This is a genomic window from Pseudonocardia abyssalis (genome assembly GCF_019263705.2).
Lineage (GTDB): Bacteria > Actinomycetota > Actinomycetes > Mycobacteriales > Pseudonocardiaceae > Pseudonocardia > Pseudonocardia abyssalis.
Genome location: NZ_JADQDK010000001.1, coordinates 4,799,611 through 4,819,686 on the forward strand (window position 1 = coordinate 4,799,611; position 20,076 = coordinate 4,819,686).

The 20,076-nt window shown below is 73.4% G+C and carries 19 protein-coding genes; 1 reads left to right on the forward strand and 18 read right to left on the reverse strand.

Going from position 1 to position 20,076, the window contains the following annotated elements; translation table 11 throughout:
* Window positions 1–4 precede the first annotated feature (4 nt).
* Entirely contained in the window at window positions 5–1,690 is a 1,686-nt protein-coding gene (locus tag I4I81_RS23445) for a monocarboxylic acid transporter (protein ID WP_218616341.1), read from the reverse strand.
* A 105-nt stretch (window positions 1,691–1,795) separates the two neighbouring features.
* On the opposite strand from I4I81_RS23445, the gene I4I81_RS23450 reads away from it, so the two are divergent.
* Window positions 1,796–2,953 carry a cytochrome P450 gene (locus I4I81_RS23450; protein WP_218605978.1) on the forward strand — a complete coding sequence of 386 codons (1,158 nt, stop codon included), beginning with the start codon at window positions 1,796–1,798 and terminating at the stop codon, window positions 2,951–2,953.
* Between the two features lie 39 nt (window positions 2,954–2,992).
* Here the strand turns inward: I4I81_RS23450 and I4I81_RS23455 are convergent, their stop codons facing one another.
* The 17 genes from I4I81_RS23455 to msrA all read right to left on the reverse strand — a co-directional run bounded on the left by I4I81_RS23455 (window position 2,993) and on the right by msrA (window position 19,854).
* Entirely contained in the window at window positions 2,993–3,796 is an 804-nt protein-coding gene (locus tag I4I81_RS23455; RefSeq protein WP_218616342.1) for a DUF4328 domain-containing protein, read from the reverse strand.
* Window positions 3,797–3,909: 113 nt separating this feature from the next.
* Complete coding sequence (locus tag I4I81_RS23460; RefSeq protein ID WP_218605253.1) at window positions 3,910–4,233, reverse strand: rhodanese-like domain-containing protein; 324 nt, start codon at window positions 4,231–4,233, stop codon at window positions 3,910–3,912.
* A 49-nt stretch (window positions 4,234–4,282) separates the two neighbouring features.
* Window positions 4,283–5,896, reverse strand: coding sequence for a monocarboxylic acid transporter (locus tag I4I81_RS23465; RefSeq protein ID WP_218605252.1), 1,614 nt, complete (start codon window positions 5,894–5,896; stop codon window positions 4,283–4,285).
* Entirely contained in the window at window positions 5,896–6,228 is a 333-nt protein-coding gene (locus I4I81_RS23470) for a DUF485 domain-containing protein (RefSeq protein ID WP_218605251.1), read from the reverse strand. Before I4I81_RS23470 ends, I4I81_RS23465 begins: the two co-directional genes overlap by 1 nt.
* 116 nt (window positions 6,229–6,344) lie before the next feature.
* Window positions 6,345–8,102, reverse strand: coding sequence for a sodium/solute symporter (locus tag I4I81_RS23475; protein ID WP_218605250.1), 1,758 nt, complete (start codon window positions 8,100–8,102; stop codon window positions 6,345–6,347).
* A gap of 94 nt (window positions 8,103–8,196) precedes the next feature.
* Complete coding sequence (locus tag I4I81_RS23480; RefSeq protein WP_218605249.1) at window positions 8,197–9,942, reverse strand: sodium/solute symporter; 1,746 nt, start codon at window positions 9,940–9,942, stop codon at window positions 8,197–8,199.
* A gap of 3 nt (window positions 9,943–9,945) precedes the next feature.
* Entirely contained in the window at window positions 9,946–11,508 is a 1,563-nt protein-coding gene (locus I4I81_RS23485) for a hypothetical protein (RefSeq protein ID WP_218616343.1), read from the reverse strand.
* A gap of 29 nt (window positions 11,509–11,537) precedes the next feature.
* Window positions 11,538–12,410, reverse strand: coding sequence for a LytR/AlgR family response regulator transcription factor (locus tag I4I81_RS23490; protein WP_218605093.1), 873 nt, complete (start codon window positions 12,408–12,410; stop codon window positions 11,538–11,540).
* 110 nt (window positions 12,411–12,520) lie between these two features.
* Complete coding sequence (locus I4I81_RS23495) at window positions 12,521–13,384, reverse strand: S49 family peptidase (RefSeq protein WP_218605099.1); 864 nt, start codon at window positions 13,382–13,384, stop codon at window positions 12,521–12,523.
* 30 nt (window positions 13,385–13,414) lie between these two features.
* Entirely contained in the window at window positions 13,415–14,611 is a 1,197-nt protein-coding gene (locus I4I81_RS23500; RefSeq protein ID WP_226363527.1) for a sensor histidine kinase, read from the reverse strand.
* A 4-nt stretch (window positions 14,612–14,615) separates the two neighbouring features.
* Complete coding sequence (locus I4I81_RS23505; RefSeq protein ID WP_218605094.1) at window positions 14,616–15,491, reverse strand: Fpg/Nei family DNA glycosylase; 876 nt, start codon at window positions 15,489–15,491, stop codon at window positions 14,616–14,618.
* 5 nt (window positions 15,492–15,496) lie between these two features.
* Window positions 15,497–15,937: a hypothetical protein gene (locus I4I81_RS23510; RefSeq protein WP_218605095.1), complete on the reverse strand. Its 441-nt coding sequence runs from the start codon at window positions 15,935–15,937 to the stop codon at window positions 15,497–15,499.
* Between the two features lie 46 nt (window positions 15,938–15,983).
* On the reverse strand, window positions 15,984–16,478 hold the full coding sequence (locus I4I81_RS23515; RefSeq protein WP_218605096.1) for a cupin domain-containing protein: 495 nt from the start codon (window positions 16,476–16,478) through the stop codon (window positions 15,984–15,986).
* 45 nt (window positions 16,479–16,523) lie between these two features.
* A complete protein-coding gene (locus I4I81_RS23520; protein WP_226363528.1) occupies window positions 16,524–17,777 on the reverse strand; it encodes a cytochrome P450 in 1,254 nt (417 codons plus the stop codon).
* Window positions 17,774–18,331, reverse strand: a complete 558-nt coding sequence (locus I4I81_RS23525; protein ID WP_218616344.1) for a methylated-DNA--[protein]-cysteine S-methyltransferase — start codon at window positions 18,329–18,331, stop codon at window positions 17,774–17,776. Before I4I81_RS23525 ends, I4I81_RS23520 begins: the two co-directional genes overlap by 4 nt.
* Window positions 18,332–18,556: 225 nt before the next feature.
* Window positions 18,557–19,144, reverse strand: coding sequence for a TetR/AcrR family transcriptional regulator (locus I4I81_RS23530; protein WP_218606434.1), 588 nt, complete (start codon window positions 19,142–19,144; stop codon window positions 18,557–18,559).
* 71 nt (window positions 19,145–19,215) lie between these two features.
* Complete coding sequence (gene msrA, locus I4I81_RS23535; RefSeq protein WP_218606435.1) at window positions 19,216–19,854, reverse strand: peptide-methionine (S)-S-oxide reductase MsrA; 639 nt, start codon at window positions 19,852–19,854, stop codon at window positions 19,216–19,218.
* Window positions 19,855–20,076 lie beyond the last annotated feature (222 nt).

A 20,076-nucleotide genomic window follows, 5' to 3' on the forward strand; every position in this document is an offset into this window, starting at 1 on the left:
AACGCTATCGGGGACGCGGGGACGGGGTCGGGCGGGGTGCGAACGCATCGACCGTCGGCCGCGGCGCGACGGACGCGACCGCCGGACGGCCCGCGGCGCCGGCACCGGTCAGCGAGCGCACCTCCATCTCGGCGTAGCGGCGGTCGGCGTCGTCGTCGCGCGGGCCGAGGAACGTGCCGATCGCCCCGAGCAGGAACGACAGGGGGATCGACACGATGCCCGGGTTGGCCAGCGGGAACAGCGCGAAGTCGGCGCCGGGGATCATCGAGGTGGGCTGGCCCGACACGGCGGGCGAGACGATCACCAGGAACAGGGCCGTGCCCATCCCGCCGTACATGCTGTAGAGCGCGCCGGTGGTGTTGAACCGCTTCCAGAACAGCGAGTAGACCAGCGACGCCATGTTCGCCGACGCGGCCACCGCGAACGCGAGCGCGACGAGCACCGCGACGTTCTGCCCGTTGGCCAGGATCCCGCCGCCGACGGCCACCAGGCCGACGACGAGCGCGGTCCGCCGGGCCACACGGACCTCCTCGGCCGGCTCGGCCCGTCCCTTCTTGATGACGTTGGCGTACACGTCGTGCGCGAACGACGCGGACGCCGCGATCGTCAGCCCCGCGACGACGGCGAGGATCGTGGCGAACGCGACCGCGGCGACGATCCCGAGCAGCAGCTCCCCGCCGAGTCGGTAGGCCAGCAGCGGGGCCGCGGAGTTCGACGCGCCGGGAGACGCCGCGATGACGTCGGCGCCGACCAGCGCGGTCGCGCCGTAGCCGATCGCCAGCACGCACAGGAAGAAGCCGCCGATGAGCCAGATCGCCCAGACCACCGAACGGCGGGCCTCCTGGGCGTTGGGCACCGTGTAGAAGCGCATGAGGATGTGCGGCAGGCTCGCCGGGCCGAGGATCGCGGCCAGCGACAGCGAGATGAAGTCGATCTTCGAGAGCTCGGTGCGCCCGTACTGCAGACCCGGCGCGAGCAGCGCCTCGCCCCCCTTCGGGCTGTTGTCGACCGCCGCGCCCAGCAGGTTCGAGAAGTTGAACCCGTACCGCCCGAGCACCCACGCGGCCAGCACCAGACCGGTCAGGATGAGCAGGTTGGCCTTGAAGATCTGCACCCACGTGGTGCCCTTCATGCCGCCCACCAGCACGTAGACGATCATGACGGCGCCGACGACCGCGATCACGACGCTCTGCGCGAACCGGTTCGAGTTGGGGATGCCCAGCAGCAGCGCGATCAGGCCACCCGCCCCCGCGATCTGCGCGATCAGGTAGAGCACCGACACCAGCAGCGTCGACGTGGCCGCGGCGGAGCGCACCGGGCGCTGACGCAGCCGGAAGCTCAGGACGTCGCCCATCGTGTAGCGGCCGGTGTTGCGCAGCCACTCCGCGATCAGCAGCAGCGCCACCAGCCACCCGACGAACGAGCCGATCGCGTAGAGCAGGCCGTCGTAGCCGAAGACGGCGACGGCGCCCGCGATGCCCAGGAACGCCGCGGCGGAGAGGTAGTCCCCGGCCAGCGCGACGCCGTTCTGCGCACCGGTGAAGTTGCTGCCCCCGGTGTAGTAGTGGGCCGCGGTCCGGTTGCCCCGCCCGGAGCGGAGCACCACCACCAGGGTAAGCAGCACGAATGCGCCGAAGATCGTCACATTGACGGTGGGGTTCCCCACCGCAGCCGGTTGCGCGAGCAGCACGTCGTCGTCCCTCCAGGGCAGAATGCGGGCACCGCCCGTGACTTGTCCAACGACGCCGGATGCGTTGAGTCACTAATTGGTCACGTTGGGAGACACTCGGTGCCCCTGTTCGACCCGGCCGACCACGGCTTCCTGGCCGATCCCTACCCGGCGTTCGCCGTACTGAGGGCGCTCGGCCCGGTGCACGACCACCCCCTGCTCGGCACCCCCGTCGCCGTCTCGCACGCGGCCTGCTCGGCGCTGCTACGGGGCCGCGACCTGGGCCGGATCTGGGCCGACGCCGAACCGGCCGACGAGTTCGGCGCGTTCAACCTGCTGCACCGCAACTCGCTGCTCGAGCGCGAGGGCGAGCCCCACCACCGGCTGCGCGGGCTCGTCGCGGGCGCGTTCAACCGCGGCCACACCGCCCGGCTCGAACCGTGGGTGCGCGGCCTGGCGACCCGGCTGGTCGACGACCTCGCGGCCGGCATCGCCGCCGACGGGCGCGCCGACGTGATCGCCGGCCTCGCCGCGACCCTGCCGGTGGAGGTCATCGCGGAGCTGCTCGGCGTGCCGGAGCCGGAGCGGTCGGCGCTGCGCGGCTGGTCCAACTCGATCGTCGCGATGTACGAGCCGGGAGTCGACGGCGACCGGCGGGCCGCCGCCGAGCGGGCGAGTGCCGAGTTCGTCGACGCGCTGCGCGGTCTCGCCGACCACCGGCGCCGCCACCCCGGGGAGGACCTGGTGAGCGACCTCGTCGCCGCCGGGGTCGGGTCCGACGAGCTCGTCGGCACCGCGGCGCTGCTGCTGATGGCCGGGCACGAGGCCACGGTCAACGTCATCGGCAACGGTGTGCTCGCCCTGCTGCGTCATCCCGTGCAGTGGTCGGTCCTCGCGACGGCGCCGCTGGCCCCCGCCGTCGAGGAGCTGATCCGCTACGACCCGCCGCTGCAGCTGTTCGAGCGCACGGCCGTCGTCGACACCGAGGTGGCCGGGCACCCCGTGCCCGCGGGCACCCGGATCGCGGCGCTGCTCGGTGCGGCCGCGCGCGACGCGCAGGTGTTCGAGCGGCCCGACGAGCTCGACGTGACCCGCTCGCACAACCCGCACCTGGGCTTCGGGCTCGGCGTGCACTACTGCCTGGGCGCCCCGCTGGCCCGCCTGGAGGTCGCGGCGGCCCTCGACGCGCTGCGCACGCGGCTCCCCGACCTCGCGCTCGCCGCCGAGCCCGAGCGGCGTCCGAGCTTCGTCATGCGCGGGCTGCGGACGCTGCCCGTGCGGTAGCTCGTGCGCGGGAACGCTCGCCCGGACGGCCGTTCCCGCTCACGGCCGGACGGCGACCAGCAGTTCCCGACGGTCGGTGCGGGCCGGGGCGAGCAGGCGGGTCAGGCGGGTGATCAGCACCGCGGTGACGCCCGCGACGGCCGCGGCGAGCAGGTCGAGCAGCGCATGCAGCACCACGCCGTCGGCCCGGGACTGCACGCCGGTGCGCAGGCTCCACAGCAGCACCACCGCCGACAGCACGACGCCCGCGGCCCACAGTCCCCACCAGACGAGCACGAGCCGCGAGGGCTGCGGCCGCTCGACGGCGGGGCGGCCGAGCGCGGTGTGCTCGATCTCGGCGAACACCGCACCGGGCACGGCGAGGTTCACCCCGGGGACCACCCAGCCGACGACGACGTCGCGGGCCCGCCGCGACGGCACCACCCCGGCCGCGGTGGCCGCGGCCGCCGTGGCCCGCACCGTCCACAGCACGACGAGCGCGCCGACGAGCAGGGTCAGGATCGGGGCGATGGTGCCCGCGGAGAGCACCAGTGCGTCGGACGCGGCGACGACCGGCGCGCTCAGGGCGTCGGCGCGGCTGGCGAGCAGCAGGCCGTAACGCCAGGCCTCGGAGCCCGCGGCGACCAGCGCGACCGCCACTGTGGCCCACAGCAGCGGAACCACGGTGCCCGCGACCGAGCGCGCCGCGGCGAGCGGCCCGGGAGCAGCCGGACCGGACGACCGGACCCAGGGCAGCGCCGGGTACCCGCCCGCCGGCCGCAGGCGGTAGCGCGGCGGCCCCGCGTACGGCCGGCGAGGGACGGGTACGACGGGCGGGGTGTCGGGCGCGGGCGGGAGCGCCACCCACTCCAGTGCGGCCAGGTACCGCCCGCAGTACGGGCAGAACGGACCCGCCTCCGGCGCCGACGTGCGACGGCAGCGGGGACAGGTCTGCGGTCCTGGAGGCACCGGAGGGCTCAGACGATCGCCGGGACGGCGCCACCCTCGGCGACGACCGGGCGGCCCTGCGCGGCCCAGCCCTGCATCCCGCCCTCGACGTTGACGGCCGGGTGGCCCTGCGCCACGAGGTACTGCACGACCTGCGCCGACCGGCCACCGGAGCGGCAGACGACGTAGAGCGGGTCGTCGGAGGGGACCTCGGTCAGGCGGGCGGTGAGCTCGGACATCGGCAGGTGTCGCGCGCCGGGCGCATGGCCGGCGTCCCACTCGTTCGTCTCGCGGACGTCGAGCATCGCGGCCTCGGCGGGCACCTGCGCCGCCGGCACGGAAGGAACGGTCATGCGGCCGATCCTCCCACGCACCGGAGTCAGGCCCCGGTGAGGACGAGGATCAGTGCCGGGTCGCCTTCTCCGACCCGGCGCCGGTGAGGGAGCGGACCTCCATCTCGGCGTACTTGGCGTGGTCGAAGTGGCGCGACCCGCCGACGTAGGTGCCGATGATCCCCAGCAGGAACGACAGCGGGATCGACACGATGCCCGGGTTCTCCAGCGGGAAGAACGCGAACCCGCCGTTCGGGAGGATCACGCTCTTCGGCCCGGACACCACCGGCGAGAAGACGATCAGCAGCACGCAGCTGGCGAGGCCGCCGTAGATGCTGAACAGCGCGCCCATCGTGTTGAACCGCTTCCAGAACAGCGAGTACAGGGTCGTCGGCAGGTTCGCCGAGGCCGCGACGGCGAACGCCAGCGCCACCAGAAACGCGATGTTGATGCCGTTGACCAGGATCCCGCCGACGATCGCGACCGCACCGACGACCAGCGCCGTCATCCGGGCCACGCGCACCTCGGCGTCCGGCGACGCCTCGCCGCGCTTGATCACGTTGGCGTAGACGTCGTGCGCGAACGACGCCGACGCCGTGATCGTCAGACCGGCGACGACCGCGAGGATCGTCGCGAAGGCGACCGCGGAGATGATGCCGAGCAGGATCTCCCCGCCGAGCTGGTAGGCCAGCAGCGGCGCGGCGGAGTTCTGCCCGCCGGGGGCGGCCGCGATGGCCTCCGGACCCACGAGAGCCGCGGCGCCGTAGCCGAGGACCAGCGTGAACAGGTAGAACACGCCGATCAGCCAGATCGCCCAGACCACCGAGCGGCGGGCCTCGACGGCCGTGGGCACGGTGTAGAAGCGCATGAGGATGTGCGGCAGGCCCGCGGTGCCGAGCACGAGCGCGAGGCCGAGGGAGATGAAGTCGATCGGGTTCGTGTACTGCAGGCCCGGCGCGAGCAGGGCCTCGCCGCGCTCGGGGCTGTTGGCGACGGCCCGGCCGAGCAGCTCGGACAGGTTGAACCCGACGATGCCGAGGACCCACGTCGTCATCACCGCGGCGCCGACGATCAGCAGCCCGGCCTTGATGATCTGCACGTAGGTGGTGCCCTTCATGCCGCCCACGAGCACGTAGACGATCATGAGGACGCCGACGACCGCGATCACGACGCTCTGGCCGAGTCGGTCGGTGTTCGGGATCTGCAGCAGCAGCGCGATCAGGCCGCCCGCGCCGGCCATCTGCGCGAGCAGGTAGAAGAACGACACGACCAGCGTCGACGTGGCCGCCGCGGCGCGGACCGGCCGCTGGCGCATCCGGAACGCGAGGACGTCGCCCATCGTGAACTTGCCGGTGTTGCGCAGCAGCTCCGCCACCAGCAGCAGCGCGACGAGCCACGCGACCAGGAACCCGATCGAGTACAGGAAGCCGTCGTAACCGTTGAGCGCGATGGCGCCGGCGATGCCGAGGAACGACGCGGCGGAGAGGTAGTCACCCGCGATGGCGACGCCGTTCTGCGGGCCGGTGAACGAGCGGCCCGCCGCGTAGTAGTCCGACGCCGACCGGTTGGTGCGGCTGGCGCGGTAGACGAAGTACAGGGTGACGAGCACGAACGCGGCGAAGATGCCGACGTTCAGCCCGACGTTGCCGACCTGCGTGGGGTCGGCCGCCTGGGTTGGAACCATCAACGCCCACCCTCGACACGTTGCCGGATGCGCTCGGCCGCGGGGTCGAGGTGCTTGTTGGCGTACCGCACGTAGATCGTGGTGATCGCGAACGTGGTGACGAACTGCAGCAGGCCGATGACCAGGCCCATGGTGATGTTGCCGGACACCTTGATCGCCATGAAGTCACGCGCGTAGGACGCGAGCAGCACGTAGGCGAGGTACCAGATCAGGAACGCCGCGCTCATCGGGAACACGAACCGCCGCAGCCGCGACCGCAGTGCCGCGAACTCGTCGCTGTCCTGGACCTCTTCGTAGACGGTCCTCGTCGATCGATCGCCGACCATGCTCATGGCGGGCCTCCCTCGTCCTGGCTTCGGCCCGTGCAGGGCCCACTACCCAGTCGAACGAGGGGCCATCCACACGGGAACGCGGGAATACTCCAACGGGTACACAGCGCACGCAATACCTAACGCACTGTGCGGCGGTCCTGGTCCGTCAGGCGGTCGCGGGTGAGGCCGAGGCGCTCGGGAGCGTGCAGGCGCAGCAGGATCTGGTCGACGTCGGTCGGCCGGCGGTCGCGCGTGAACAGGCTGACGACCACCATCGTCGCGAACGCCGCGGGCACGCTGACGATCGCCGGGCGGTAGAGGAGCACGCCGAGCACGCCCGGGCCGCCGAGACCCGCGAGGCTGACCGCCACCGCCCCCGCCGACAGGACACCGCCGACCAGCAGACCGGCCACCGCCCCGCGGTCGGTGAGCCCGCGCCACCAGATGCCGAGCATCAGCAACGGGCAGAACGTCGACGCGGCCACCGCGAACACCAGCGCGACGGCCTCGGAGAAGTCGAGCCGCTGCACCCCCAGCGCGAGCCCGAGCGGCACGATCCCGGCGAGCACGGCAGCGAACCGGAAGTCGCGCACCCGCCTGCGGTGGAACACGTCCGTGGACAGCACCCCGGCGACGCTGACGATCAGGCCCGACGACGTCGACAGGAACGCGGCCCACGCACCCGCCGCGACGAGTGCCCCGATCGCGATCCCCGCCCAGCCGGTGCCCAGCACCGCGGTGGGGAGCAGCAGCACCGCCGCGTCGGTCTCGCCGCTGACCAGCAGTTGCGGCGTGTAGAGCCGCGAGAGGGCCCCCAGCACCGTGACCGTGATGTAGAAGCCGCCGAGCAGGGCGAGCACGGCGACGGCGCTGCGGCGGGCCGTGCGCCCGTCGGGGTTGGTGTAGAAGCGCACGAGCACGTGCGGCAGGCCCATCGTGCCCAGGAACGTGGCGATGATCAGCGAGTAGACCGCCAGCAGGCCGTTCTGCCTGCCCTCCGGGAACGGGGTGATCCATTCGGCGTCGTCGGCCGGGGTGCCCGCGACGACCGGCACCGTCGCGCCCGCGGCGAACCCGAGCTGGGCCCCCTCCTCAGCCGCGTGCAGGCCGGGCTCCCAGCGCAGCCCGGCGTCGCGGACGTCGATGCCGTCGATCCGGCCGGTGGCGACGAGCTCGGTCGGCACCCGCACGTCGAGCAGGACGTCGGTGCGGATGTCGACGGTGGTGGCACCGGGGAACTGCGGCGGCGCCGGGCGGTCGAACTCCTGGGCGTCGCCGAGGAAGTAGACGACCGCGACGATCGCCGGCAGCGCGACCGCGGTGAGCTTGAGCCAGTACTGGAACGCCTGCACGAACGTGATCGAGCGCATCCCGCCGAGCACGACCGTCGCGACGACGACGATCCCCGCCGCGAGGACGCCCACCCAGGACGGCAGCACCCCGCCGGTGACGATCGTGACCGTCAGCCCGGCGCCCTGGAGCTGCGGCAGCACGTAGAGCCAGCCGATGAGCAGGACCAGGCCGGTGCAGACCCGGCGCAGCACCGGCGAGGCGAGGCGGGCCTCGGCGAAATCGGGCACCGTGTACGCCCCCGAGCGGCGCAGCGGCGCGGCCACGAACAGCACCAGCGCCAGGTATCCGGCGGTGAACCCGATCGGGTACCAGAGCGCGTCGGCGCCGTCGCGCAGGATCAGACCGGCGACGCCCAGGAACGACGCCGCCGACAGGTACTCCCCCGAGATCGCCCCGGCGTTGGCCTTCGGGCCCACCGTGCGCGAGGCGACCAGGAAGTCCGAGGTACTACGCGCGACCCGCACACCGAGCGAACCGATCACCGCGGTGACGACGGCGACGAGCACCATCGCACCCAGCCCGACCAGTGCGGCCGTGCTCACGCCGTCACCCACACAGGTAACGCGGCGGGTGGCATGCCGCCACTATGGCAAGTGGACCTACGTTCGGTCACCACCCGCCCCCCGGACGGGGGTGTCACGCCGGATCGGGGTCGGGATCGTCGTCGAGCCGGTCGTGGCTCAGGCCCAGCCGCTCGGGAGCGTGCAGGCGCAGCAGGGCGCGGTCGACGTCGGCGGGCACCTCGCCGCGCGTGAGACGGCTGACGAGCAGCATCGTCAGGAACGCGGCGGGCACGGTGACCGCGGCCGGGCGGTTGAGCAGCACCCCGATCCAGCCGGGGGGCAGGACGGCGAACATGCTGACGGCGGTGCTCGCCCCGGACAGCCCGCCGCCGACCAGCACCCCGACGACGGCCCCGCGCGCGGTGAGCCCGCGCCACCAGATGCCGAGCACGAGCAACGGGCAGAACGTCGACGCGGCCACGGCGAACACCAGCGGCACGGTGAGCGAGAAGTCCAGCCGCGTCACCGACAGCGCGAGCGCGAGCGGCACGGCCGTCGACAACACCGCGGCCAGCCGGAAGTCGCGCCACCGCCCGGACAGCACGTCGGTGAACAGGACACCCGCGAGGCTCACCACGAGCCCCGACGACGTCGACAGGAACGCCGCGGCCGCCCCCGCAGCGACGAGCGCGCCGAGCAGCCACCCGAGCGGGCCCGGCCCGAGCGCCGCGACCGGGACGAGCAGCACGGCGGCGTCGGTCTGGCCGCTGACCAGCAGCTGCGGCGTGTAGAGCCGCGACAGCGCGCCGACGAGCGTGACCAGGACGTAGAAGCCGCCGATCATCGCCAGCACGATGACGGTGGTGCGGCGGGCCGCGCGGCCGTCGGGGTTGGTGTAGAAGCGCACGAGCACGTGCGGCAGGCCCATCGTGCCGAGGAACCCGGCGATGAGGATGGAGTAGATCTCCAGCAGCTGGTCGGGCCGGTCGCCGGACATCGGTTCGAGCCACTCCCGGTCGGTCGCGGGCGTGCCCAGCACGGTCGGCACCGGGGAGTCGGCGGGGAACACGAGCCGGCTCCCGGCGAGGACCTGGTGCGACCCGGGCGCCCACTCCAGCGGGCCGTCGACCGCCGACCCGTCGACGTCGCCGGTGGCGGCGACCCGGACCGGCTCGACGACCTGCAGCACGACGTCGGTGCGGATCGCCACGGTCGTCTCGGCCGGGAAGGTGGGCGCCGTCGGGCGGTCGAAGGTGTGGGTGTCGTTGAGGAAGATGCCGAGCACCACGACGGCCGGCACCAGCAGCGCCGTCAGCTTGAGCCAGTACTGGAACGCCTGCACGAACGTGATGGACCGCATCCCGCCGCCCACGACCGTCGCGAGCACCACCACCCCGGCCGCCGCGACACCGGTCCACGCCGGCAGCGTGGTGAGGGTGGTGAGCGCGAGGCCCGCCCCCTGCAGCTGCGGGAGGAGGTAGAGCCAGCCGATGACCAGCACGAACACCGTGCACACGCGACGCAGCAGCGGTGAGGCGAGCCGGACCTCGGCGAAGTCCGGGACGGTGTAGGCCCCGGAGCGGCGCAGCGGAGCCGCCACGAACAGCACCAGCGCCAGGTAGCCCGCGACGAACGCCACCGGGTACCAGAGCGCGTCGGCGCCCTCCCGCAGGATCAGCCCGGCGATGCCCAGGAACGACGCCGCCGACAGGTACTCCCCGGAGATCGCGCTCGCGTTGGCCACCGGGCCGACGGTGCGCGAGGCCACCAGGAAGTCCGATGTGCTGCGTGCGACCCGCACCCCGTACGAGCCGATGACCGCCGAGACGATCCCGACCAGCCCGATCGCGACGAGGGCGTACTGCGCGGACGGGCTCACGCGCTAGTCCTGGACGTGGTCGGCGAAGTTCTGCTCCACACGCTCCGCGGTGCGGGTGTGCCACCAACCCAGGCCGAGAAGGAACGGGTAGACGAGCACGCCGAGCAGCAGCCACGGCAGCCGCAGGCCGAGCACCTCGGTGCGGCCGATCTCGGGGAACACCGCGAACGCCAGCGGCAGCAGGCCGAGGGTGAGGGCGGCGAACAGGGCGAACCGCAGCGCGACGGTGAGCTGGGACCCGATCAGGTTGCTGCGCAGCAGTTCCCCGACCGCGCCGCCCTCCTGGATGTCGACGACGGTGCGCACCGGGTGGGCCTGGTTGCGCCGCTCGGACAGGATGACCTTGACCCGGCGCACCGGGAGCCCGGACTCGGTGACGGGCTCGCCCGGCTCCGCAGACCGGGGCTCGGGCACGTCGATCGGCAGCGCGGGGGTGGCGAGCGCGGTGCCGTCCGGGGCCGCCGGGGGCATGTGGGCGCTCCACAGCACGGTGTCGTCGCCGTCGTCGAAGCCGCCGTCGGGGTCGCCGTCCGGGCCGTCGTCGTCGTGCAGGTCGTCGTCGACCGGCGTCAGCGGTCCGGTGAGGTCGAGCCGGTCGGCCGGGTCGAGCACCCGCGGTGAGGAGGACCGGTGGTCCGCGGGCCGGGGCGGGGCGGACAGGGGCGGGGCGGTGTGCGGCAGGGCGGTGGTCGGCATCGCGGTCGTGGGAGGCGCGGCCACGGGGGCGGGGAGCACGGGGATCCCAGGAGCGGCGAGGAGCCGGGCCGGGGCACGCGGGGGCAGGACGTCGGACCCGGCGGCGACCGACGGCCGGGCGGGACCGTCCGCACCGGAGGTGTCGAGGGTGGGACGGTCGGGTTCGAGGCCGGGGAAGTCGGGGCCGGGGGGATCCTGGGCGGGGAGATCCCGGACGGCCGGGGCCTCCGGCGCGCTCACCGCCGCGGGCCCGAGGGCGACGACGGCGGAGAACGACCCGTCGTCGCGGTCGTCGAGCTCGCCCCGGGCGGCCGCGAACTCGGGGCCGCCGAACTCGTCGCGCGGGGGGGTGTCGGGCAGGCGGGTGTCGGGCGGGGGCGCGACGGACTGCCGCGTGGCGCCCTCGGCGAAGGCGGGACCGCCGAACGTGGCGGGGGCGTCGCTGGGGACGCCCCGGGCCCCGGGCCGGTAGGCGCGCGGGATCCGCCGGCCGGACGGCGCGGCGTCGTCGTCGGTGCGGACCTCGGTCTCGGGCCCGGACCAGCTCTCGTCGGCCTCGGCCGGACGGCCCCGGCGCGCCGGGGCACCGGACGGGGGCAGCGAGGGCCCGCCGATCGGGCTGGGCTTGGGCGCACCCGGCCCCGGGGTGGCCACGGAGTGCCGCGGGACGTGCCCGACGCCGCCGGGCGGCTCGCCTGCGGGATCGCGGCGCGCGTGCCGGCCGCCCGCCCCCGAGCGACGCTCGGCCATCCGGCGCCGGATCTCCTCCTGCAGCCAGGCGGGACCGGTGTCGCCGGGACCGCCGACGGGGTCGCCGTCGTCGGGCCCGGGAGTCACCGACGGCGGTGCGCCGTCGATGAAGGTGCTCACAGCAGAACCCCGCTACGCGCCGTGGGCGGTCATCGCTGGCTCCACGCCTGCTTCGTGGCACGCACCAGCCGGTCCTTGAGCTCGCGGGTGTGCCGGCGACTCACGGGCAGCTCGGCGCAGTCGGGCCCGGTGCCGACGCGCACGACGTAACCGGACCCGGACAGCCGTAGCTCGGTGACCAGCGGCAGCGACACCAGGAACGAGCGGTGGATGCGGACGAAACCCGCGTCGCGCCAGCGGTCCTCCAGCACCGAGAGCGGGATGCGGACGAGGTGGCTGCCCTCGTGGGTGTGCAGCCGGGCGTAGTCGCCCTGGGCCTCCACATAACGCACGGCCGAGCGCGGCACGAGCTTCGTCGTGCCCGCGAGCTCGACGGGGATGACCTCGTCCTCGCCGTTCTCCTGCTGCACCGGCTCGGCCATCGCCGCGGTGCGGCTGGCCAGGATCCGGTCGATCGATGCGGAGAGTCGCTCGGAGCGCAGTGGCTTGAGCAGGTAGTCGACGGCGCCGACCTCGTAGGCGTCGACGGCGCGGTCGTCGTGCGCGGTGACGAAGACCACCGACGGGGGGACCGCCATCGAGGAGAACACGCGGGCGAGCTCGAGCCCGTCGAGGCCCGGCATCCGGATGTCGAGGAACACGACCTCGACGTCGGTGCGCTCGGCGACCCGGGTGCCCGTGGCCTGGTTCATCGACCCGCGCGGGGCCTGACCGGCCGTGGCCGCCTCGCGCACGCCCTGGCGGCTGTTCAGGATCCGCAGGGCGTCCGTGGCGTCGGACGCCTTGAGCACGAGGCCGACACGGGGGTCCTCGCCCAGCAGGTACGCGAGTTCCTCGAGTGCCGGTTCCTCGTCGTCCACGGCGAGGACGACCAGGCCACCGGAGCTGTCGTTGCTGTCCACGATCTCCTCATCCTGCCCGCGACGATCACGGGTGCCGTCAACCATGGTGACGGCCAATCCGTGTGAGTGCCAGAGGCACGCACCATTCGGGTTCGTTCGATCACACGCCGCTACAAACCGTACCGTGCCCAGTTCGCGCGTATCTCGGCCGCCTGCACCATCCCGAGCAGGCCGTCCGTCCCGAACGGGGCACCGCCCGCGGCCGGACCGCCCAGCCCCAGTCGGGCGAGCAGCGGCTTGCGCGCGTCGACGGTCACCAGCTCGGCGTCGGGGTACCGCTCGCCCAGCACCGAGTGGGCGGTGCCGAGGCCGTCGGCCAGGCCCAGCCCGACCGCCTTCGCGCCGGTCCAGACCTCGCCGGTGAACAGATCGGCGTCGGCGGCGAGGCGGTCGCCCCGGCGCGAGGTCACCCAGTCGCGGAACATCGTGTGCAGCTGGTCCTGCAGATCGCGCAGCCAGGCGACGTCCTCGGGCTTCTCCGGGAGGAACGGGTCGAGCCGCGCCTTGGACCCGCCCGCGGTGTAGAGCCTGCGCCGCACGCCGTAGCGCTCGATCAGGCCGTCGAGCCCGAAGCCCTGGCTGACGACCCCGATCGAGCCGACGAGCGAGGTCGGGTGCGCGTGGATCTCGTCGGCAGCGCACGCGAGCCAGTACCCGCCGGACGCGGCGACGTCCTCACAGAACGCCAGCACCGGCACGCCCTTCTCGTCGGCGTGGCGGCGGATCGCGTCGGCGACGAGCGCGGACTGCGTCGGCGACCCGCCCGGCGAGTTGATCAGCAGCGCGACCGCGGCGAGCCGGTCGGGGGCGAACGCCCGCTCCAGCGTCTTCTCGACGGTCTGGGCGTTGATCACCGCCCGCGGCACCGGACCGGCCGTCGGCGTGATCACCCCGTGCAGCCGCACCAGGGACACGACGGGCTTGTCGGAGCGTGCTCCGGGGAGCCGGGAGGTCAGGGCGTCGGGGAAGCGCAGCACGTCCATGCCGGCCACGCTACGCGCGGATCACACCCGGACGTTGGCGCGGAACTTCGGCACCCGCAGGGTGATCTTCATGCCTTCGCCGATGTTGGTCTCCACGACCAGCCCGAAGTCGTCGCCGAAGGCCGAGCGCATCCGGTCGTCGACGTTGCCCAGCCCGACGTGGGCGCCGGAGAGGTGGGCGTCGTCGAGATCCTCGGTGAGCCGCGCGGGGTCCATGCCGACGCCGTTGTCCTCGACGATGATCACGCACTCGGATCCGGCGTTCTCGGCGGTGAGGGTGATCGTGCCGCCGCTGGGCTTGCCCGCGAGTCCGTGCCGCACCGCGTTCTCGACGAGCGGCTGCAGCGCGAGGAACGGCAGCACGACGCCGAGCACCTCGGGCGCGATCTGCAGCTTGATGTTGAGCCGATCGGAGAAGCGGGCCTTCTCGAGCTCGATGTAGCGCTCGATGTTGGTCAGCTCCTCCTTCAGCGTCGTGTACTCCCCCGCGGTACGGAACGAGTAGCGGGTGAAGTCGGCGAAGGACAACAGCAGCTCCCGGGCCCGGACCGGGTCGGTGCGGATGAACGAGGCGATCGTCGTCAGCGCGTTGTAGATGAAGTGCGGGGAGATCTGGGCGCGCAGGGCGCGGACCTCGGCGCGGTCGAGGCGCCGCCGCGACTCGTCGAGCTCGGCGAGCTCCAGCTGGCTGGAGACGTAGCGCGCGACCTCCGCGGTGGCCCGCAGCAGGACCGGCCCGGCCGTCGACGTCGTGAGCGCGGCGAGGGTGCCGATGATGTTGCCGTCGGACTCCAGCGGCACGACGACGACGCCGCGCACCTCGCAGCCGGGGTGGTCGCAGGAGATCGAGGTGTGCGACAGGACGTCCTGGCGCCCGGTGGCGATCACCTTCTCGGCCAGCACCCGGACGTCGGGCTGGTGCTGGTCGGAGTCGCCGTCCCAGGCCAGCGTGGCGCCGCGGCTGTCGGTCATCGCCAGCGCGCAGGTCTCCAGCAGCGTGCGCAGGTAGGGCAGGGCGAAGCGGGCCGACTGCGGCGACAGGCCCTCGCGCAGCGCGGGCGCGGCGAGCGCGACCGTGTGCAGCGTGCCGAACGTCGCCTTCTCCAGCGGGTTGGCGAAGGTGTTGCGCTTGTTGCGGAGGAAGTAGAAGACGGCTGCGGCCACGCTGATGACCAGGAGGCCGGCCAGCACGAGGAGGGCCGGGGACAACGCTTCCACGCCTCTACCTCACCAGCCGGGACAGTCGACGATCCGCCAGCGGCTTGCCGCCGGTCTGACAACCCGGACAGTACTGGAACGACTTCGTCGCGAAGGAGACCTCTCGGACGATGTCGCCGCAGACGGGACACGGCAGGCCGGTCCGGGCGTGGACCCGCAGGCCGGAGCGCTTCTCGCCCTTCAGCTCCGCCGCCTTCTGCCCCACCGATCGGTCGACGGCGTCGGTGAGCACCGAGCGCAGCGCCGCATACAGCGCGTCGACCTGATCGGTGCCCAATCGCCCCGACGACGCGTACGGCGAGATCTTCGCGGTGTGCAGGATCTCGTCGCTGTAGGCGTTGCCGACGCCCGAGAGCACCGTCTGCTCCACCAGCAGCGTCTTGATCCGCTCGCCGCGCCCGGTGAGCAGGGCGGCGAACTCGTCGCGGGACAGCGCGAGCGCATCGGGGCCCAGGCGCGCGATGCCGGGGACCTGCTGGGGGTCGGTCACCAGGTAGACGGCGAGGCGCTTCTGGGTGCCGGCCTCGGTGAGGTCGAAACCCGGCCCGCCGACGTGGTCGAGGTGCACCCGCAGCTCCAGCGGCCCGCGGCCGGGCTTGGGCGGGGTGAGGGTCGCCGTGTCGTGCCAGCGCAGCCAGCCGGCCCGGGACAGGTGGGTGATGAGGTGGAGCGGGTCGTCGGGCCGGTCGAGGAACTCGACGGACAGGAACTTGCCGTACCGCGCCGCCCCGGTGACGACCCGCCCGGCCAACGCGGTGACCGGCGGGTCGAACGTCTTGACCGCACTCATGGACGCCACGTCGACGCGCGCGACGGGCCGGTAGATCGCGTGCTCGCGAAGGTGGTGGGCCAGCGCCTCGACCTCGGGAAGCTCGGGCATCGGCCTCAGTTCACCGGCTGCAGCGGGCTGTCGGCGTGACCGGGCGTGCCCTGCGTACGGAGCCGCCGCACGACGATCCGCAGCTCCTCGCGGGCCTTCGCCCCGCCCCGGACCAGGCCCGTCCAGCGCTCGGCGGGCTGGTCGTAGCTGCCCGCCGTCTCGGCGACGACCGTCCACGGCCTGCGCAGCCACCAGCGGATCGGGAAGAACAGCAGCACCGCCACGGCCAGCACGACCAGGAACCACGGGATGTGCACCAGCGACGGCGTCCAGACGATCAGGATCACCCAGAACAGGAACAGCGCGGACAGGATGAGGACCGCGGCGCCGCGGCCGCCGTCGACGTCGTGCTCGAAGTCGTCGCCCGTCGCGGGCACGGACCACTCGATGTTGCGTCGCACCTGCCAGGTGCGTCCGTCGACGCCGGCGACCGTCTTCGTTCCCACGCCGTCAACTGTCCCACACCGGAGCCCCTGCGGGCGGGAGCGTTCGTCAGGCGGCGGGGCACGCCGCAGGGGCGCTGAGCTGGTCGGGGGCACCCGGCGCGAGCAGATAGGCGACGACGAGCTCCGCGGTGACGTCGCCGTCGTTGCGCAGCGTGTGCGGCACTGCGTCGGGGACGAACAGGGCTTCACCCGCCTCGTAGGTGACGGGGTCGCAGCCGTCGCGGGTCTGGAGCGTCACGGCGCCCGCGGTGACGATCGTCGTCTCGGTGCCGGGGTGCCGGTGCCAGCCGATCGAGACACCGGGCGGGATGCTCGCGGTGCGCACCGAGTAGACGGCGGGCCCGGGCGTCTCGACCTGCAACGGCTGCTCGACCAGGCCGCTGCCGAGCAGCTGCGGCAGCCGCGGGGCCGATCCGTCGACGACCTGCGGCGCGTCGGTCGTCGTCTTCTCGACGGGGTCGCCGAGCTGCCCCGGCTCCGCGCACCCGGCCAGTGCGACGGCGAGGCCGAGCACCGCCACCATCCGAACCGTCCTGCGCACGCGAACCTCCCGCGGTCGTTCGGCCACCCACGGTAGTGGGGAGGATCATCCGCCCCTCCTCCGGTGCCCCCCTGCCGGGGTGACGCGCACGGGGAGGCGGGTGAGGCCGTTGATGAAGTTGGACGTGAGGCGGCGCGGCTCGCCGTCGAGCTCGACCGGCGGCCGCGCGAGGAACTCGGTGAAGAACGCGCGCATCTGGAGGCGGGCGAACGCCGCGCCGAGGCACAGGTGCGGGCCCTGACCGAACGCGAGGTGCTCGTTCGGGGTGCGCGCGGGGTCGAAGCGCAGCGGGTCGGGGAAGCGGCGCTCGTCGGAGTGGGCGGAGCAGTGGTAGACGACGACCTTGTCGCCCGCCGCGATCTCCCGCCCGGCGAGCACGAGGTCGCGGGTGGCGGTGCGGCGGAACGTCAGCACCGGAGGGTGCACGCGCAGCATCTCCTCGATCGCGCCGGGCAGCAGGCCCGGGTCGGCGCGCAGGCGGGCGTACTCGTCGGGGTTGCGCAGTAGCGTCAGGACGCCGCCGGGCAGCGCGCTGCGGACGGTGTCGTTGCCCGCGATCACCAGGAGGAAGAAGAACATGTGCAGCTCGGCGTCGGTGAGGCGCTCGCCGTCGACCTCGGCCTGCACGAGCGCGGTCATCACGTCGTCGGCCGGGTGGGCGCGCTTGGCGTCGGCGAGGGACCCGGCGTAGGCGAACATGTCGGCCAGCTGGGCGGGCGAGCGCGGGTTGACCGGGCGCCCGTCGGCGTCGGTGACGACCACCGCGTGCTCGGGGTCCTGGTAGCCGATGACGCGGTCGGTCCACTCCTTGAGCAGCGGGCGGTCGGCGTACGGCACGCCGAGCAGGTCGGACAGGTTCTGCAGCGGCAGGTCGTCGGTGACGTCGGTCAGGTCGAAGCGGTCGCCGGCCGCGTCGAGCAGCGCCCGCGCCCGCTCCCGGATCCCGTCCGCGAAGCGCTCCAGGCGCCTGCGGGTGAACGCGCCGGTGACGAGCGTGCGCAGCCGCACCTGCTCGGGCGGGTCCATGTTGAGGACCATCCGTCGGATGAACGGCAGGTCGGCGGGGTCGGGGTCGCGGATCTGCGTGGCGCCCAGCGACGAGGAGAAGTCCTGCGGGGTGCGCAGCACGTGGCGGACGTCGTCGTAGCGGGTGACGGCCCAGAACCCCGGACCGGCGGGCCAGATGCCGACCTCGTGCTCGTCCTGCCAACTGACCGGATCGGTGTCGCGCAGTGTGCGCAACGCCTCGTGCGGGACGCCGGCGGCGAAGACCCGGGGGTCGAAGACGTCGATGCTCACGAGAAGTCCAGCGCGGCCGGGAGTACGCCCTCCAGTGCCAGCAGCCACTCCTTCGTGGCCCGGCCGCCGCCGAACCCGCCCAGCCCGTCGGCACCCAGCACGCGGTGGCACGGCACGACGACCGGGATCGGGTTGGAACCCATGATCGAGCCGACGCCGCGCGGGTTCCCCAGTCCGCTGCGGACGGCCAGCTCCCCGTAGGTGACGGTGGCCCCGAACGGCACGGAGGTGAACAGCGACTCCAGCACCCGGCGCTGGGAGCCGGAGGTGAGGCGCCAGTCCAGCGGCGTCGTGAACACGCGCCGTCCGCCCGCGAGGTACTCCGTCAGCTGGGCGTGCGCCTCGGTGTCGGCGGACTCAACGACCCCGGCCCCCAGCCGGGTCGCCGCCCGTGCGGCGGTGGCGCGGTCGTCACCGAACACGACCAGCGCGAACCCCACCCCGGTGACGCCGATGGTGAGCGCCCCGATCGGCCCGGGGGCGGGCAGGACGGAGACGGCGAGCTCCGGGGCGGCGGGATGGGTCGGGGCAGGCACGTCGACGTGCTCACTCATGCCCCGAGTCTCCCCCACCTGCCGGGCGAGCGGCCCCGGCGAGCGCCACCCACCCCGCGAGTTTGCCGACGACACCCGGCGAGTTTGCCTCAGCCCTCGGCGAGTTTGCGGACGACGCCCGGCGAGTTTGCGGACGACGCCCGGCGAGTTTGCCGTCGCAGGGCCCCTGGCTCGTCGCAGACGCTGTGCCAGTGCGAGGTATCGGAACGTGTGCGAGCGCGGCCGTCAGGGAAACAGGTCCGCCCGGAGGTGGCGGGTGGTCCAGTCCGACCAGTCCGGGACGGTCCAGCCGTGGCCGACGACGAGCCGCCCGTAAACCTCGGGGGACAGCAGGGCGTCGAGCATCTCGGTGGCCCGCTGCAGTGACACCCGGGTCGTGAAGCCGGGCCGGTCGGCCAGCTCGTCGACGACGCGGGCGTGTGCGGCCAGTGCCGCGCGCCGGGAGCGGTCGAGTAGCTCGGCGGGGTCGGGGTCGGCGGCCGCGGCGCGGAGCACGGCGTCGAGCGGATGCCTGCGGGCGACCTCGGCCGCGGCCGCCTCGACGTATGCGGACAGGACCGCCGGACCGTCCGGCGCCGACCGCGGATCCCACCCGGACCGGTGATCCTCGCGATCCGCGTCGAGAACGGCCTCCAGTACCGCGGCCTTGCTGCCGAAGGAGAGGTAGAGCGTCTGCACGGCGACCCCGGCGGCCCTCGCCAGCCCGGACATGGTGGTGTCCAGGTAGCCGCGCTCGACGAACAGTGGCGCAGCGGCATCGACGATCCGGGTGCGCGTGGCCTCGGCCCGCGCCGAACGTGTCCCGATGGGCACGGAACTCCTTGCTGTAGTGATGATCTGTAATGCTGTTCTATAAGAGCATTACAGAGTGCCGCTACATATGATCATGCTAGCACGGGGCAGGCCACTCCGGTGCCGCCGATCCCGCAGTGACCGCCGGGGTTCTTCGCGAGGTACTGCTGGTGGTGGTCCTCGGCGTGGAAGAACGTGCCGAGCGGCGCGATCTCGGTGGTGACGGCGCCGCGTCGGGCGGCGGTCAGCGCGTCGGCGTACGACGCGGCGGCTGCCTCCGCGAGGGTGCGCTGGTCGTCGTCGATCGTGTAGACGGCCGAGCGGTACTGCGTGCCGCGGTCGTTGCCCTGGCGCATGCCCTGAGTCGGGTCGTGCCCCTCCCAGAAGGTCCGGAGCAGGTCGGCGTAACCGATCCGGGCCGGGTCGAACACGACCAGCACCACCTCGGCGTGCCCGGTGCGGCCCGAGCACGTCTCCTCGTAGGTCGGGTTCTCGGTGAACCCGCCCGCGTAGCCGACGGCCGTCGACCAGACCCCCGGCAGTTGCCAGAACAGCCGCTCGGCACCCCAGAAGCACCCCATGCCGAACACGGCGGTGGCCAGGCCGGCCGGGAACGGCGGCGCGATGCGCTGACCGGTGATCACGTGCCGGCCCGTCACGGGCAACGGCGTCGGCCGCCCCGGCAGCGCACGGTCGGCGGTGACCATCTTCCGACGTCCGAACAGTCCCATCGGCCCAGGCTACGCACGGCGGGACCGGCGCGATCCGCCTCCACGGACCTCCGCGAGTCGCGACTTCCCCGCCCACGAGTCGGGGTCGGCGCACGCTCCGCACCGCCGACGGCGTCCAGCTCACGGACGCGACTCGCGAACGGGGGGCCGCAACTCGCGGGCCGAGGAACAGCGACTCGCGGGCGGGGATCTCGCGACTCGCGGGCGGGGAAGCAGCGACTC

Excerpts from the sequence above, each read along its gene's own strand:
- I4I81_RS23460 (WP_218605253.1), bottom strand. The coding sequence starts at position 4,233 with ATGACCGTTCCTTCCGTGCCGGCGGCGCAGGTGCCCGCCGAGGCCGCG.
- I4I81_RS23465 (WP_218605252.1), bottom strand. The coding sequence starts at position 5,896 with ATGGTTCCAACCCAGGCGGCCGACCCCACGCAGGTCGGCAACGTCGGG.
- I4I81_RS23470 (WP_218605251.1), bottom strand. The coding sequence starts at position 6,228 with ATGAGCATGGTCGGCGATCGATCGACGAGGACCGTCTACGAAGAGGTC.
- I4I81_RS23505 (WP_218605094.1), bottom strand. The coding sequence starts at position 15,491 with ATGCCCGAGCTTCCCGAGGTCGAGGCGCTGGCCCACCACCTTCGCGAG.
- I4I81_RS23525 (WP_218616344.1), bottom strand. The coding sequence starts at position 18,331 with ATGAGTGAGCACGTCGACGTGCCTGCCCCGACCCATCCCGCCGCCCCG.
- msrA (WP_218606435.1), bottom strand. The coding sequence starts at position 19,854 with ATGGGACTGTTCGGACGTCGGAAGATGGTCACCGCCGACCGTGCGCTG.